The sequence below is a fragment of the Kistimonas scapharcae genome (assembly GCF_039540975.1).
Lineage (GTDB): Bacteria > Pseudomonadota > Gammaproteobacteria > Pseudomonadales > Endozoicomonadaceae > Kistimonas > Kistimonas scapharcae.
The window spans coordinates 18,327-33,747 of record NZ_BAABFL010000103.1; the positions used below are offsets into that span (position 1 = coordinate 18,327).

The 15,421-nt window shown below is 51.2% G+C and carries 13 protein-coding genes; 7 read left to right on the forward strand and 6 right to left on the reverse strand.

The genetic code is table 11. The features are described 5' to 3' along the window. Positions 1-29: 29 nt before the first annotated feature. Positions 30-1,463, reverse strand: a complete 1,434-nt coding sequence (locus tag ABD892_RS05895; protein WP_345194484.1) for an FAD-binding oxidoreductase — start codon at positions 1,461-1,463, stop codon at positions 30-32. Positions 1,464-1,642: 179 nt separating this feature from the next. Between ABD892_RS05895 and serA the strand changes: the two genes are divergently transcribed. Further along, on the forward strand, positions 1,643-2,872 hold the full coding sequence (gene serA, locus ABD892_RS05900; protein ID WP_345194485.1) for a phosphoglycerate dehydrogenase: 1,230 nt from the start codon (positions 1,643-1,645) through the stop codon (positions 2,870-2,872). Between the two features lie 219 nt (positions 2,873-3,091). Further along, positions 3,092-4,123, forward strand: coding sequence for a hypothetical protein (locus ABD892_RS05905; RefSeq protein ID WP_345194486.1), 1,032 nt, complete (start codon positions 3,092-3,094; stop codon positions 4,121-4,123). Positions 4,124-4,320: 197 nt separating this feature from the next. Here the strand turns inward: ABD892_RS05905 and ABD892_RS05910 are convergent, their stop codons facing one another. Both ABD892_RS05910 and aptA read right to left on the reverse strand, forming a co-directional pair. Further along, positions 4,321-5,811, reverse strand: coding sequence for a CoA-acylating methylmalonate-semialdehyde dehydrogenase (locus ABD892_RS05910; protein WP_345194499.1), 1,491 nt, complete (start codon positions 5,809-5,811; stop codon positions 4,321-4,323). Positions 5,812-5,839: 28 nt separating this feature from the next. After that, entirely contained in the window at positions 5,840-7,168 is a 1,329-nt protein-coding gene (gene aptA / locus ABD892_RS05915; protein ID WP_345194488.1) for an omega-aminotransferase AptA, read from the reverse strand. 398 nt (positions 7,169-7,566) lie between these two features. Here aptA and ABD892_RS05920 point away from each other — a divergent pair, with 398 nt between their 5' ends. The 3 genes from ABD892_RS05920 to ABD892_RS05930 all read left to right on the forward strand — a co-directional run bounded on the left by ABD892_RS05920 (position 7,567) and on the right by ABD892_RS05930 (position 10,794). Then, the gene (locus tag ABD892_RS05920; RefSeq protein WP_345194489.1) at positions 7,567-9,069 is read left to right on the forward strand and encodes an aldehyde dehydrogenase; all 1,503 of its coding nucleotides are present in this window, start codon (positions 7,567-7,569) and stop codon (positions 9,067-9,069) included. A gap of 36 nt (positions 9,070-9,105) precedes the next feature. Next, a complete protein-coding gene (locus ABD892_RS05925; RefSeq protein WP_345194490.1) occupies positions 9,106-10,458 on the forward strand; it encodes an NAD(P)/FAD-dependent oxidoreductase in 1,353 nt (450 codons plus the stop codon). 111 nt (positions 10,459-10,569) lie between these two features. Further along, positions 10,570-10,794 carry a hypothetical protein gene (locus tag ABD892_RS05930; RefSeq protein ID WP_345194491.1) on the forward strand — a complete coding sequence of 75 codons (225 nt, stop codon included), beginning with the start codon at positions 10,570-10,572 and terminating at the stop codon, positions 10,792-10,794. Positions 10,795-10,900: 106 nt separating this feature from the next. On the opposite strand, the gene ABD892_RS05935 is transcribed toward ABD892_RS05930, so the two are convergent. The 3 genes from ABD892_RS05935 to ABD892_RS05945 form a co-directional block, all read right to left on the reverse strand. Further along, positions 10,901-11,863: a nucleoside hydrolase gene (locus tag ABD892_RS05935; protein ID WP_345194492.1), complete on the reverse strand. Its 963-nt coding sequence runs from the start codon at positions 11,861-11,863 to the stop codon at positions 10,901-10,903. A 221-nt stretch (positions 11,864-12,084) separates the two neighbouring features. After that, on the reverse strand, positions 12,085-12,234 hold the full coding sequence (locus ABD892_RS05940) for a hypothetical protein (RefSeq protein WP_345194493.1): 150 nt from the start codon (positions 12,232-12,234) through the stop codon (positions 12,085-12,087). Positions 12,235-12,391: 157 nt separating this feature from the next. Further along, on the reverse strand, positions 12,392-12,985 hold the full coding sequence (locus ABD892_RS05945) for a hypothetical protein (protein WP_345194494.1): 594 nt from the start codon (positions 12,983-12,985) through the stop codon (positions 12,392-12,394). 117 nt (positions 12,986-13,102) lie between these two features. Between ABD892_RS05945 and pdxH the strand changes: the two genes are divergently transcribed. Both pdxH and ABD892_RS05955 read left to right on the forward strand, forming a co-directional pair. Further along, a complete protein-coding gene (gene pdxH, locus ABD892_RS05950; protein WP_345194495.1) occupies positions 13,103-13,741 on the forward strand; it encodes a pyridoxamine 5'-phosphate oxidase in 639 nt (212 codons plus the stop codon). A gap of 716 nt (positions 13,742-14,457) precedes the next feature. Continuing rightward, the gene (locus ABD892_RS05955; protein WP_345194496.1) at positions 14,458-15,294 is read left to right on the forward strand and encodes a hypothetical protein; all 837 of its coding nucleotides are present in this window, start codon (positions 14,458-14,460) and stop codon (positions 15,292-15,294) included. Positions 15,295-15,421 lie beyond the last annotated feature (127 nt).

Here is a 15,421-nt window from a genome sequence, read left to right on the forward strand (position 1 = left end):
TCACCTGAACAGCCGGCGCCTCTACCAAGTTACAGGTCAAATATCTTACCTGGGTTCATGACCCCGTCAGGGTCAAACACTTTTTTAACCCCTTTCATCAATTCAATCTCTGCGATTGACCGGGTATAGGTCAGATAATCCTTTTTCAGCAATCCTACGCCATGTTCGGCAGAAACCGAGCCACCATACTGCTGCACGATTTCAAACACCCAACGGCTGACCTTGTTGCAGCGTGACAGAAACTCTTCCCTTGGCAGTGTCTCCGGCTTGAGAATATTCAGATGCAGGTTACCGTCGCCAATGTGGCCGAACCAGATAATCTCAAAATCCGGATACTCCCGTGACACCACCGTATCAATCTCAGTAAGGAACGCAGGCACCTTCGACACCACCACCGAAATATCATTCTTGTAAGGTGTCCAACGGGAAATGGTTTCGCTGATATCCTCCCGGCAGCGCCAGAGGTTGGCCAGCTGGGCCTGGTTCTGACTCATCACCCCATCAATGACCCAACCGTTTTCCACACACTGTTCAAAGAGCTGCATCGCCTGATCAGCAATGGACTCATTCAGGCATTCAAATTCCAGCATGGCATAAAACGCGGTTTCAGTTTCAAAGGGACGCTGAACACCGGCATGTTCCACAACTTTCGCCAGTGCTTTTTCTGAAAAGAATTCAAAGGCCGTCAAATCAATGCTGTTCTGGAAGGTATCCAATACCTTCATAACGTCGTCCATCTCGGGCACGCCTAACAGCAAAACGGTCAGATCCCTGGGCGGACGGGTCAGGCGCATGGTCGCCTCAACAATAAAGCCCAGTGTACCTTCACCACCAATAAACAGCTGCTGGAGGTCATAGCCGGTATTGTTTTTGAGCAGCCCCTTATTGAATTCCAGTAACTCTCCGGTGCCCGTCACCACTTTCAGGCCGGCCACCCAGTCGCGGGTCATGCCATAGCGAATGACTTTAATACCGCCGGCATTGGTCGCGATATTGCCGCCGACATGACTGGAACCACTGGAAGCAAAATCCACAGGGTAATACAGCCCCTGATCTTCAGCAAACTGCTGTAATTGTTCCGTCACTACACCAGGACCACAGACCACGGTTCGATCCACCGCATTGAAGTCGCTGATCGTATTCATATGATCAAACGACACCACAATTTCACCACGAACAGCGACGGCACCAGCACTCAGGCCGGTTCGGCCTCCAGACGGCACCAGTCCAACAGTATGTTCACGGGCAAAGCGGACGACAGCCTGAACCTGTTCGACAGCCTTCGGGAAGACAATGGCCAGGGGCGCCGGATCATGGAAACGGGTCCAGTCCCGTCCCCAAGTCTGCAGGGCATCATCATCGGTGAGAACTCTTGCGGGCGCCACACACGCGGTCAGCTGCGCCACGAGTTCGGCGCGGTCTTCCGGTGAAAGGGCGTTCTGCGGAAACTGCTCGCGGGTCATGCACTATCCCCCGTATTCACGGAATTTTTCCCATTTTCACGTATTTTTCATTATTGACCTGAACAAATTTCATTGAACAGGGTTGTCCGTTCTTCTGGCAGGCTATGTTATCATCAGGCGCCCGCCGGAACACTGCCGGGCATGATAAAACACCAAGAATGAAGTCGAGATAAGCGAGCATGGCCACAACATCACTGGACAAGAGCAAGATTCGTTTTCTGCTACTTGAGGGCGTTCACCCGTCAGCTGTCGACACGCTGAAAGCCCAAGGCTATACCAACATAGACTATCTCTCGACCTCATTGCCGGATAATGAGCTGAAAGAGCGGGTGCGTGAAGCGCACTTCATTGGCATTCGCTCCCGCACCCAGCTTACGGAAGAGATCTTTGCCCATGCCGAAAAGCTGATTGCCGTCGGCTGTTTCTGCATCGGCACCAATCAGGTCGAGCTGCAGGCAGCGACCCGTCGTGGTGTTGCCGTCTTCAATGCCCCCTATTCCAATACACGCTCTGTTGCCGAGCTGGTACTGGCAGAAGCCATCCTGCTGCTGCGTGGCGTTCCTGAGAAAAGCGCCCTGGCACATCGCGGTATATGGAGAAAGAGTGCGAAAGACTCCTATGAGATTCGCGGTAAAAAGCTGGGCATTGTCGGCTATGGCAATATCGGCAGCCAGCTGAGTGTGCTGGCGGAATCCCTGGGTATGGAAGTTTACTTCTATGATGTCGTTACCCGCCTGCCATTGGGTAACGCCACCCAGATTCATGACCTCGACGAACTACTCGGCATGGCAGATATCGTCACATTGCATGTGCCCGAAACCAAGGCAACCCAGGAAATGATTGGCACAACAGAGCTAGCAGCCATGAAAGACGGTGCCATTCTGATTAATGCCTCCCGCGGTACGGTAGTAGCGATTGACGCCCTGGTTTCAGCGTTGCAAAGCCAAAAACTGCTGGGAGCGGCTATCGACGTATTCCCGGTAGAACCCCACTCAAACGACGAGGAATTTGTCTCTCCGCTACGGGAATTCGACAATGTCATCCTGACGCCTCACGTCGGCGGCAGCACCCTGGAAGCGCAGGAAAACATTGGTAAAGAAGTCGCGGAGAAACTGGCGAAATACAGCGACAACGGCACCTCTCTGTCGTCTGTGAATTTCCCGGAAGTCGCCCTCCCCGCACACCCCGGAAAGCACCGGATTCTACATATTCACAAGAATGTGCCTGGCGTCCTGTCAGCTATCAACAACATCTTCTCTGACAACAATATCAATATCAGCGGCCAGTACCTTCAGACCTGCGAAGACGTTGGTTATGTTGTCATTGACGTTGAGGCTGATCAGAGCCAGCTGGCACTTGAGAAAGTCCAGGAAGTTAACGGCACTATACGCTGCCGAATTCTGTATTGATAGTTTCGATGCTGTGCTGGCATTTGCCTCGGTTCTTGCCAGCATATCTGACATGTAATCGCCTGTTCAATTAAGCTATAGAGCAAGTCTAAACCACTTGAAGCTACCAATACTTACAATCGCGTCAGCCAGCACAACAATTATCAACCGTACAACATACTATTTCCAATTAGGTGGTCTAATCAACACTTACCATCAATTGATTAGTTATTCAGAAATATGACTATCACTCCCTTCAATTATGCAGATTACAAACCCACCAGAAGCCAACTGAAAAAGCTGAAAGAATCTGGTGACGAAAATTGTGTTCTGGAAACCAAACAAAATCTGCCTGCAAGCACCTTTCACAGCAAGAATCCACGGGAGGTTGTAGTAAAAAAATCAACAATCCGTGACGCGAATCTTGGCGTGCATACAAAAAAAAAATTACAAGCCTTTAAACTCCTCTCCACTTATGACGGACCAATAGTGACGCTTGGCACACAAGAAAGAAAAGCATGGCTAAAAAATAGAAACTTACGCTCTCATCTTAAAACGCTGGATGGGAGCTTATCAAACGGCACCAAAGTCATTAAGGGTCTACGTAAAGATATAGAAGGGAGAGGTGTTGCAAGCCTTGTTAATGACCCCGCCAATAATTTTGCATTTGCCAACACAAAGCTTGTCACCAACAAAAAAAAAGGGGTCATTTATCTAGAATCGACACAAAAAATAAAAAAGAAAAGAGAACTCTTCTACCATTACGACAAAAACTTCCTATTCCCATTTAAACGAGTTGTTCGATTAACGCGTAAAGAAGTTAAAAAAAACATCCCAAATTTATCTACCTACCTTAACGATAAAAAAATAAAAACACCCTACTGGGAAGAAATGACAACAAAAGCACTAACACATACAAGAAAAAAGTGGACAGCGCCACTAGCAAACTATGCTCTTATCAGAGAAGGCTTCATCAGGAAAAAAAAGATTACCTCTGACGCTCTCAAATTATTAAGACCGGATACAAAAATCTATAGAAAGCTCCTGTTACGCTATATCAGAAACATCCCCTACAAAAATGATTCTCTCTTAACTGTTCAATTAAACAATGAAGCGATACCTCTACCCGGAAAAAGTCATTCAACCGTCTGGACGCCATCTGACTTGACCAACCTGACGCTAAAAATCAAACATCGAAAAGAAACAATTTTGCCTCCAATCCCCAAATTATCAATAAAACTAGATTGGGTTTGCAGTCAGATCATTGAATGATTATGACATCAAAAGTATAAAATCACCTTAATTTACTGAACATGTGTACATTGTAATCTGAAATCTACAAAGTCTTTGCTCGTGCGGCTTCAAGTGATCTTGTTGCGAATATCCTCCTCGTCGTTCAGCCACGAGCCGTGAAAGAGGATGACCCAATAAGGAAGACAGCAGACTTCCTCATCGGGTTTACAATGACATCACTTCATTGTGGGCATCACAAACTCTGCACCACTGCGAATGCCGGTCGGCCAGCGCGACGTGATCGCCTTGCGACGGCTATAGAACCGCACACCATCCGGACCATGCATATGCAGCGGACCAAACAGTGAGCGCTTCCAACCACCAAAGCTATGGAATGCCATGGGCACCGGAATCGGGACATTGATACCGACCATACCCACCTGGATCTCATTAGCATACTGGCGGGCACAATCACCATCGCGAGTGAAAATTGCCGTACCATTGCCGTATTCATGGGCATTGATCAGCTCGACTGCTGTCTTGTAATCCGGCACCCGGACAACACACAGTACCGGTCCAAAAATTTCTTCCTGGTAGATCGTCATATCTGCCGTGACGTTATCGAACAGGCAGCCACCGATGAAATAACCGTTTTCACAACCCGGCACTTTCAGATCACGTCCATCAACAACCAGTGTCGCGCCTTCTTCAACACCTTTATTCACATAGCCCTTGACCTTGGCCAGATGCTCACGGCTGATCAGCGGCCCCATCTCCAGACCTTTTTCCTTGCCATTGCCGATCTTGAGCTCTGCGACTTTCGGCGTCAGCTTTTCAATCAGCTTGTCGGCGACATCGCCAACAGCAACGGCAACAGAAATCGCCATACAACGTTCACCGGCTGAGCCGTAGGCAGCCCCCATCAGGGCATTGACGGCCTGATCCAGATCAGCATCGGGCATCACCACCATATGGTTCTTGGCGCCACCCAATGCCTGAACCCGCTTTCCATGAGCGGAAGCTGTCGTATAGATATATTCGGCAATCGGCGTAGAACCCACGAAGCTCACAGCCTGTACATCTGGGTGGGTCAGCAGGACATCAACCGATTCCTTGTCACCATTCACGACATTGAAAACGCCATCAGGCAAGCCAGCTTCTTTCAACAACTCCGCCAAACGCATAGGCAAAGAAGGGTCTTTTTCAGAAGGCTTCAGTACAAAGGTGTTACCGCAGGCGATAGCGATCGGGAACATCCACATCGGTACCATCGCCGGGAAGTTAAATGGTGTAATACCGGCAACGACACCCAGTGGCTGGTTGACGGACCAAGCGTCCACCGCCGTACCGACGTTCTCGGTGTGCTCACCTTTCAGCAAGTGTGGTATGCCACAGGCAAATTCAACGACTTCCAGGCCGCGCACCAGCTCGCCACAGGCATCTTCATACACCTTGCCATGCTCGGACGTAATCAGGCCGGCCAATTCATCGCGATGTTTTTCAACCAATTTCTTAAAACGGAACATGACCCGCGCCCGGTTCAGCGGAGTCGTTTCTTTCCATGCCGGGAAAGCCGCCTTGGCCACAGCAATAGCCTTCTCGGTTTCTGCGGCGCTGGCCAGTGCAACAACGCCGGTCTGCTCGCCGGTCGCCGGGTTGAATACCGGCTGGGAACGCTCACTGCCTTCCGTTCGCAGCCCGTTAATGAAATGGGTGTGGTTCTGCATAACTTCTCTATCCTGCTTTCTGTAATCGTTATTCTGTTGCTCGGATGGCGTTTTCAAGCGTACCCACCAGCTGGTCAATATGCGGCTTCTCTATGATCAGAGGCGGCGACATGGCCAGAATATCCATGGTGCACCGTACCATGACACCATGCTCGTACGCATTTTTGAAGACTTCATAGCCTCGTGCGCCCGGCTTACCGTCACGGGCTGCCAGCTCAACGGCGGCCACCAGCCCGGTGTTACGGATATCAATGACATTAGGCAGCCCCTTCAAACTGTGAACGGCTTCCTCAAAATAACTTTCCATTTCAATGGTGCGCTGGAACAGACCATCCCGCTCATAGATATCCAGTGTCGCCAGACCTGCCGCAGCGCCCACCGGATGGCCGGAGTAAGTATAGCCATGGAACAGCTCGATCATGTTTTCCGGGCCTTGCATGAAGGTATCGTGTATTTCGTCGCTGACGAAAACCGCGCCCATGGGGATGGCGCCGTTGGTAAGACCTTTGGCGGTGGTGATAATATCCGGCACCACATCCCAGCGGGTAGAGGCAAACGCTTCGCCCACCCGACCGAAACCGGTAATCACTTCGTCAAAGATCAGCAGAATGCCGTGCCTGCGGGTAATCTCCCGCAGACGACGCAGATAGCCTTTCGGCGGCATGATGACACCACCCGAGCCTGACATCGGCTCAACAATGACAGCGGCAATATTGGAGGCATCGTGGAGAGCGACGATTTTTTCCAGTTCATCCGCCAGTTCAATGCCATTCTCCGGCAAGCCTTTGGTGAAGGCATTCAGCTTGATGTTCAGGGTATGAGGCAGATGATCCACACCATTGAGCAGGGAGCCATACACCTTCCGGTTATTGGGAATACCACCGACAGATATGCCGCCGAAGTTCACACCGTGGTAACCCTTCTCACGGCCAATCAGTCGCTGGCGGGTTCCTTCGCCGCGCGCACGATGATAGGCAATCGCAATTTTCAGTGCCGTCTCTACAGACTCTGAGCCTGAATTGGTGAAAAAGACATGATTCAGGTTACCCGGTGTGTGCTCAGTCAGACGCTCAGCAAATTCAAAGGCCAGGGGATGTCCCATCTGGAAAGGCGGCGCATAATCGAGCTGTGCCACCTGACGGGCCACCGCTTCGGAAATCTCACGGCGACCATGACCCGCATTCACACACCAGAGACCGGCGGTGCCGTCCAGCACTTTTTCACCCTTGTCATTGGTGTAATACATGCCTTCCGCACTCGTGAGCATTCGGGGCTCCGCCTTGAACTGGCGATTGGCGGTGAATGGCATCCAGAAAGCGTCCAGCCCGGACTTGCCGGCATCAGAACTGAAACTCATGGAAATGACTCCCTGTTGTTATTCTGTCCAGACAGCCTGCGGGGGATCAGGGCTGCCTGGCTCTTGTTATTCGTATCAGTGTCGTTGTCAGCAGGCTGCACATCACATCCATCCACACTGACTGTCAGGTATTTTTATCAGCGACTGCCGCCTTCACAATGAAATTTAGCAGAGATATGTAAAATATATCAAACACTAAATTGCACTCTTTTCCCTCTATTTGTTTATTTTTGTCAAAAATATTGCATAAATCGTGATAGCAATAGTAGAGTCATGGCAATGCCACAACAGTAAGGCGCATGTTCAAAATACTGCGCAGCCTGCCAAACGCTGAACCCCTGACAGGCGACTGTGTCGAACCCATAATGACAACAAATACACAAACCAGGTGGTAATTCATGACAGAACTCCCCAACAGCCGCGAACAGTGGGAAACCATGGCGGCTGAACTGACCATCAACGGCCGTGCCTTTATTAACGGTGAATATACCGATGCGGCCTCCGGCGACACCTTCGAATGTCGCTCTCCCATCGACAACCGGGTACTGGCCCAGGTCGTCAGCTGCGATCAGGCCGATGTAGACCAGGCCGTTGCCAATGCCCGCGCGACGTTTGAAGCCGGCTGCTGGTCACGCATGGCACCGGCGGCTCGCAAGCAGGTCATGATCAAACTGGCCGGTCTGTTGCTGGAGCACAAAGAAGAACTGGCGCTGCTGGAAACCCTCGATATGGGTAAACCCATCAGTGACAGCCTGTCTGTGGATATCCCCGCCGCTGCCCGCAGCCTGAGCTGGAGCGGAGAAGCCATCGACAAGGTTTACGACGAGATCGCTCCGACACCCGAGAATGAAATCGGCATGATTACCCGTGAGCCGATCGGTGTAGTCGGTGCCATCGTCCCCTGGAACTTCCCCCTGCTCATGGCCTGCTGGAAACTCGGGCCTGCTCTGGCGACTGGTAACAGTGTGGTGCTGAAGCCCTCCGAGAAGTCACCGTTAACCGCAATCCGCATTGCAGAACTGGCGATCGAAGCCGGCCTGCCAAAAGGTGTTCTCAATGTACTGCCAGGTTTTGGCCATACCGCCGGTAAAGCACTCGCGCTGCACAACGATGTGGATACGCTGGTGTTCACCGGCTCCACCCGTACGGCCAAGCAGCTGATGGTTTACGCCGGTGAATCCAACATGAAACGGATCTGGCTGGAAGCCGGTGGCAAGAGCCCGAACATTGTGTTCGCCGATGCCCCTGACCTCCGCGCGGCCGCCAGTGCGGCTGCCGGCGCTATCTGCTTCAACCAGGGGGAAGTCTGTACCGCAGGTTCCCGCCTGCTGGTTGAAGAAAACATTCACGATGAATTTGTTGCCATGGTGATTGAAGAACTGCAGCAGTGGAAACCCGGCCATCCACTGGATCCGGCAACCAATGTCGGCGCAATTGTTGACCAGCAGCAACTACAGACCGTACTAAATTACATCGAAGCCGGAAAACAAGACGGCGCATTGCTTCAAACAGGCGGCACTCAAACGCTGTCAGAAACCGGCGGTTACTATGTTCAGCCAACGGTCTTTACTGGCGTCAGCAATAAGATGCGCATCGCCCAGGAAGAGATTTTCGGTTCCGTTCTTTCGGTCATTACCTTCAATGGCGAAGAAGAAGCGGTCAGCATCGCCAACGATACGGATTACGGACTGGCGGCAGCGGTCTGGAGTCAGGATATCGGCAAAGCACACCGTGTCGCCAAGCGCCTGCGGGCCGGTTCCGTCTGGGTCAACCACTATGACGGCGGTGACATGACGGCACCGTTTGGCGGCTACAAGCAGTCCGGCAATGGCCGCGACAAATCCCTGCACGCCTTCGACAAGTACACCGAACTCAAGGCGACCTGGATTTCACTGGGCTGATCCTGACAAGAATAATAACAAGAGAGGGAGAGTGACATGACGGAGACCAGTGTCCGGGAAGCACCGATCACTGTGGATATCGTCACCCATAAGCGCACGCGCAGGCCGGTTCACAGTGACCGGCATGCCGACTCGTACTATGCGGCGACCGTCAATACACAGACTGACTATCCGGTGCTTGATGAACATATCACCACCGATATCTGCATCGTCGGCGGTGGTTTCAGCGGTGTTGCGTCGGCGCTGGAGCTGACCGAGCGCGGCTTTAATGTTGTCCTGCTGGAAGCCCGCAAGATCGGCTGGGGCGCATCCGGCCGTAACGGCGGCCAGCTGATTCGGGGAATTGGTGACAATCCTGACCAGTTCCGCAACCAGATTGGACAGGACGGTGTCGAAGCAATCCACACGATGGGCCTGGAAGCCGTTGACCTGGTACGAAAACGCATCGCCAAGTACGACATCCAGTGTGATCTGAAGATGGGGTACTTCGATGCAGCCATGAAGCCGCGCCATCTGCGCGAGCTGAAAGAAGATTATGAGTGGATGCAGTCCCGTGAATATCCCCATGACCTGAAAATGATCAGCCAAGAACAGGTTCGCGATATCGTCGGCACCGACCGCTATATTGGCGGGATGGTGGATATGGGCAGTGGCCATCTTCATCCGCTCAACCTGTGCATTGGAGAAGCCGAAGCCGCCGCCAAACACGGCGCCCGCCTGTTCGAATACTCCAAGGTCAACAAGATTCAGAAAGGCGACAAACCCAAGGTATTCACCGACAGAGGTTCAGTAACAGCCGACTTCCTGATTCTGGGCGGCAATGCCTACATGGGCGACCTGGAACCCAGTATTGGTGGCAAGGTCCTGCCTGCGGGCAGCTACATCATTGCCACCGAATCGCTGGAACCCTCTGTGTATAACTCACTGATCCCCAGCGACTACGCCATATGCGACATGAACGTTGCCCTGGATTACTTCCGGCTCTCCGCTGACAAACGGCTGTTGTTTGGCGGCATGTGCAACTACTCTGGGCGTGACCCCAAAGACATCGTCGAATCCATGCGACCCAAGATGCTAAGGGTTTTCCCGCAACTCAAGGATGCCAAGATTGATTACCAGTGGGGTGGAATGATCGGCATCGGCGCCAACCGGATGCCACAGATCGGCCGACTGGAACCCAATATCTATTATGCTCAGGCGTATTCAGGTCATGGTGTGAATGCCACCCATACGGCAGCACGGGTGCTGGCGGAAGCCATTTCCGGCCAGGCGCAGCGGTTTGACGCCTACGCCAAAATTCGCCACATGACCTTCCCCGGCGGCAAGACCTTCCGGTCACCACTGCTGGCACTGGGTATGTTGTGGTATCGCCTGAAAGATATGCTGTAACAATAAGAAACGGGGCCTTAAAGGCCCCGTCGAGGAGTATGTGACAAACGGATTACTTTGCATCCACAATGTAGTCAATAGCTTTCTGTCTTCCCTGCACCGGTTTGCGCCGTGCTGATCAATCAGCCTTCTTCTCCGCGACCCCGATTCCATTTGCTTGCAGAACCACAAGACATCATCCTGCAAAGTAATCAGCTTGCCTGCCCTGTTATTGTTGTTAAGACGGGCGGTGGCCCCTTTTTCTTTTTGTTTGCGGCCGGTCGTGCTTATTATTTTTATTGTGCCTGTCCTATTACAGTTACTGTGCCAGTTTTGAAAAATGTTTTATTTTCATAAGCTTACAAAATCCTTACAAAATGGCAAACCGTTAAACCGATCACAGTTCGTTACCGTTAGCAAAAGACCTGCGTAACATCCTCGTCACAGGTAACACTTGCTGCACTCAATAACGGGCTAAACGCTCCATCAGCAGTTTGATAAAACGCTCACGTTCAATATCCATAATAATCTCGGCATTGCAGCGACCGTCTGAGTGCTTACCATCAAAGTCCACTACCGTCATGCCATGACTCTGTACACCACTGGTTTCCACCGTCACATGCGCTTTCCTGCCACTGAACAGCGTGGGATCCAGCAACCAGGCAATGGTGCAGGGGTCATAGAGGTGCGCACCTTCTGTCGTGTAACCACAGCGTACGCTCTGGCGGGTGTAAAATTCCATCATTTCAGCAACGGCAATACTGACGGGATTCCCGAGATTGCGAATCTGCTCAACTTCCTCATCAAAGATCAACGCCTTGTAGGTCACATCCAGCCCCAACATGACAATGGGAATGCCGGAGCGAAACACCACATCACCCGCGACCGGATCAGTCAGGATATTGAATTCCGCAGCAGGCGTGATATTGCCGAAGGTACCACCACCCATCAGGACAATCTGCCTGATCTTGCTGCGCAGCGCCGGCCAGCCTGTGAGCAAAACAGCAATATTGGTTAAAGGACCAAGTGGTACCACTGTCACCGGCGTTTCAGACTCACGCAACAGCTTCGCCAGCAACTCGACCGCCGTCATGTCTTCAGGTTCGAATCCTGGCTCTGGCAACACCGCACCATCCAGTCCGGTCTCTCCCATCAGATTTGAAGGGGTAATCGAACCACTCAGAGAGGTATCTGCACCGGCTGCTACCGGTGGGCGCAGCCCTGCCAGCGTTAAAACCCGCAAGGCGTTATACAGAGTCTTGTCGATCGTCTGGTTTCCTGCCACCACCGTGACACCCAGCAGCTCCAGCTCTTCACTTGCACCGGCCAGTAACAGCGCCAGGGCATCATCATGGCCAGGATCACAGTCAATGATGATCGGGCAACGCATTATTCCACCACCTTGTTCGTTGTTTGGTCTGATCATAGGCGGCTTTTGGCTGACGGCAAGACAGGGATAGCCGCTATCCGCCATCCTTCTGTCGTGCGAGTGTGGAGATCCAAGGGTAGAAACAGGAACGGAGCCCTAAGGCTCCGTCAGAATTCATAGTGTACAAGCGGATTACTTTGAAGAATGTGCGAACAATACCTTGTTCTTCTTCCCTGGCTCCGGTTCCTGCCGGACTGTTTACACAGCCTTCTTCGCAATCACCGGCTTCCTGCTTCTGGCAGCATCACAAAAAAGCATCCTGCAAAATAATCAACTTGTCCGCAGTTGTTTTTCTTATTGGTGCGGTCAATCTTTTTATTTTTATTCTTCTTATTATTATTTTTGCTTCTTCTTGTTGTGCCAGACATATAGCAGGGGGTGTGCCAAAAACAGATTTAACTTATAAATCAATAAGATATAAACACCCCTCTCTGACATATCTGCCTCATTATGCACAGACCTGTTACACATGTCGCCATTTCGGGTAACACGTACAGCAGACGGTAACAGCGATCCATACAGACCTCATTCAACCCCTCTCCCGCTTTGTTGGTGTGGAGGACATTGAAACCAGTGCTCACTGATAAAATCATACCGGTAACAGGCCTCACCACCTGTCGGGTTCACATTGGTATCCCCTGTTCGATAGCGCGGGAAATAGCGATAGAGCTGCCCATCAAAGACTTTGAAGCGGTCATGTCCCATATAACCCTGCATCTGTTCACGGGTTAATGCTGCCATATCGGATTCGGCGTAACCGCCATAGACCGGTTCCAGTCGTTGCAGTACCGGATAACTGCCACTGCCGACTGAACGGGTCATCAAAACCATCACCGGCTGATGGCCAGCTTCAGGTAATAACCAGATACGTTCCGGCGTACCATCACGTTCAAGCTGCAGCTGCTGTTGTTGCACCTTGCCCTCACTGACTGTTACCAACATTGATCCAATCGATGTAGGCTCTCCTGCAGGCACCGTCACACAGACCGAAACATCACCACTCCGGGCAGAAATGCCGCGACAATGGGCATTACTTATACCCTGACCATTGAACGCCGCACAGCCAGAAAACACTGCGATCAGCAGGATCAATGTTATCGAGTTTAACCATGTCGTCACAGGCACTCCCCAGAGGTAGGTATCCTAATCATTACGCTATAAGATAGCGGCTATTGCACCAGCCATACTGCCTGAGTCGGTAAATCCGGCGATCACCAGCCAGTCACAGGACCCATCATGGATATCAGCGCATTACGTGAAGAATACACCCGCGGCGGACTGAGCCGGGATGATCTCAATCCAAATCCGTTTGCACAGTTTGAATTCTGGTTCCATCAAGCTCAGGAAGCGGAGATTCCTGAACCCAATGCCATGAGCATTGCCACAGCGACAGCCGCCGGCGCGCCCTCGCTACGAACAGTCCTGTTGAAGTATTTTGATAACAATGGCTTCGTGTTTTTCACCAATTATGAAAGCAACAAGGCCAAAGAGATCGAAGAGAATTCACATGTTGCCCTGCTATTCCTCTGGCTGGGTCTGCAGCGGCAGGTCATCATCAAGGGCCAGGCAGAAAAAATCAGCAAAGGGGAAACCCTGAAATATTTTATGAGCCGCCCCCATGGTAGCCAGCTGGGTGCCTGGTGCTCCAACCAGAGCTCCGTCATCACTAATCGACAGATTCTGGAACTGAAACTGGACGAGATGAAGCGCAAATTCAGCAAGGGAAAAGTGCCGGTGCCATCGTTCTGGGGCGGCTATCGTGTCGTACCCTCGAGCATTGAGTTTTGGCAGGGTCGACCTAACCGCCTGCACGACCGCTTTCAATACACCTTGCAGGAAAACAGTGACTGGCAGATTGACCGTCTGGCTCCCTGAGGATTATCCCAAAGCTATAGGACTGACTTTTATGAACAGGCAGGTTTGGTCCATCAGCCTGTTCATAGCTCCCAGCACGATCCCTGAAAAGCACTTCAGTCCAGAGCCTTTCCAAAACTTACCTACAACTTATTCACAAGCCTCCAAGCCCTTTTGCTGTGCTGCCCTACTGTTCACAGTTTCTGTTTATAAACGTGTGGCTATCGTCGGGAACACCTTTGCAACACATACTTAATAGTATGATAAATAACGTTTTTTTATTACTGTATGTTTTTTAACCAACTGGCTAGTCAGTCGTGCTTCTGCTAACAAAGTCTTCATAAATCCGCAGCATCAGCCCCAATACCCACATGACTCTGTGTATAAATCCATCAGCTCACTTCTCCGTGTCTGCACCCTTTTCATCCACAAGCACACACAATGCATCTCAAAGCCAATAGAAAAAACAACCTTCCCTACTAGAACCATCTGTCAACAAAACGCTGACAGCCTATCCACAATCTATCTTCAGCCTTTTCATGCCAAATTTTCCATGCACATGAACTGTGGGAAAGTGTGTGATTATTTTCGGGATGACCGCCGAGACCCCGTGTTTTATCTGCCCCGCACAAAACTGCCTATTTTTTAATCAGCCAATAATTCACCTTAAGCTGTCAAAATCGTCAACAACCTTATACGCTGTTTTGTGGACATAGAGAAAAACAGCAGGGATAGTGATGCGCTTTGCAAAGTACTGGCAAAAAGACACCGTAACCCTTCATGGAAAAAATGGTGAGTCGGCCTCCGTCACTGGCTGGGGGGCTTCCAATGAGAGTCATGCCGAAGCGCGACGTCATGCGACAGAGCGGGCGGAACTGCTGGCCAACATCCTTCAACAGAAACATACCCTGACCGAATACGAATACACTGACGACTATATTCGCGAAGAACAGTTAGTTGAAATCAAGAACCGCGATGACGAGATTGTCGCGATACTCTCCCGCAACAGTTATGGTGCGGTTATCCTGAATACGGATCGGGTGGTCTTTGGAGACATTGATATCCACAAGCCAGGCACCATGGCACGGCTGCTGCGATACATCGGCATCCCTCTAAAAGACAAACAGTACTATCTAAAAAAGATTGAGGCCTATCATAACGCACATCCTTCTCTGGTTTTCCTGGTTTACGAAACCTACGCAGGCCTTCGTTTTATTATCAGTAATCGAGAAATGACGCCGGATGCACCGGAAGTCAAAACGCTATTCAAAGCACTCAAGGTGGATCCTCTTTACCGCAAGCTCTGCCACACTCAATCCAGCTTTCGGGCGCGCCTCAGTCCCAAACCATGGCGAATCGGTATGGATCGTCCACAAAGTCGCTTTCCGCGGCTTGAGCCCGAACAGCGGCATGACTTTGACCTCTGGCTACACACCTACCAGATCACAGCCAGCCACTATGCGAGTGCGCATTTTTTGGCTGCATTTGGTGAGGCTGGGATACCTGTGAATATTCAGCTTGTATTGGATATCCACAACAAATATGCCTGTCAGCAGGGCGCGCCATTAGCTTGATATAAAATTTAACAACAATTGATCTATGGCGATTGGATGTGACAATACTCCTTAACTCCCGCTTAACGATCTGAAGAAGTAAGGCTAAATTGAATGAAGAGAGCGTCCCCTGTGCTCTTCAGGCAAA

Coding starts and splice junctions, on each gene's coding strand:
- ABD892_RS05895 (WP_345194484.1), bottom strand. CDS start 1,463: ATGACCCGCGAGCAGTTTCCGCAGAACGCCCTTTCACCGGAAGACCGC.
- serA (WP_345194485.1), top strand. CDS start 1,643: ATGGCCACAACATCACTGGACAAGAGCAAGATTCGTTTTCTGCTACTT.
- ABD892_RS05905 (WP_345194486.1), top strand. CDS start 3,092: ATGACTATCACTCCCTTCAATTATGCAGATTACAAACCCACCAGAAGC.
- ABD892_RS05910 (WP_345194499.1), bottom strand. CDS start 5,811: ATGCAGAACCACACCCATTTCATTAACGGGCTGCGAACGGAAGGCAGT.
- aptA (WP_345194488.1), bottom strand. CDS start 7,168: ATGAGTTTCAGTTCTGATGCCGGCAAGTCCGGGCTGGACGCTTTCTGG.
- ABD892_RS05920 (WP_345194489.1), top strand. CDS start 7,567: ATGACAGAACTCCCCAACAGCCGCGAACAGTGGGAAACCATGGCGGCT.
- ABD892_RS05925 (WP_345194490.1), top strand. CDS start 9,106: ATGACGGAGACCAGTGTCCGGGAAGCACCGATCACTGTGGATATCGTC.
- ABD892_RS05935 (WP_345194492.1), bottom strand. CDS start 11,863: ATGATCAGACCAAACAACGAACAAGGTGGTGGAATAATGCGTTGCCCG.
- ABD892_RS05940 (WP_345194493.1), bottom strand. CDS start 12,234: ATGTCTGGCACAACAAGAAGAAGCAAAAATAATAATAAGAAGAATAAA.
- pdxH (WP_345194495.1), top strand. CDS start 13,103: ATGGATATCAGCGCATTACGTGAAGAATACACCCGCGGCGGACTGAGC.
- ABD892_RS05955 (WP_345194496.1), top strand. CDS start 14,458: ATGCGCTTTGCAAAGTACTGGCAAAAAGACACCGTAACCCTTCATGGA.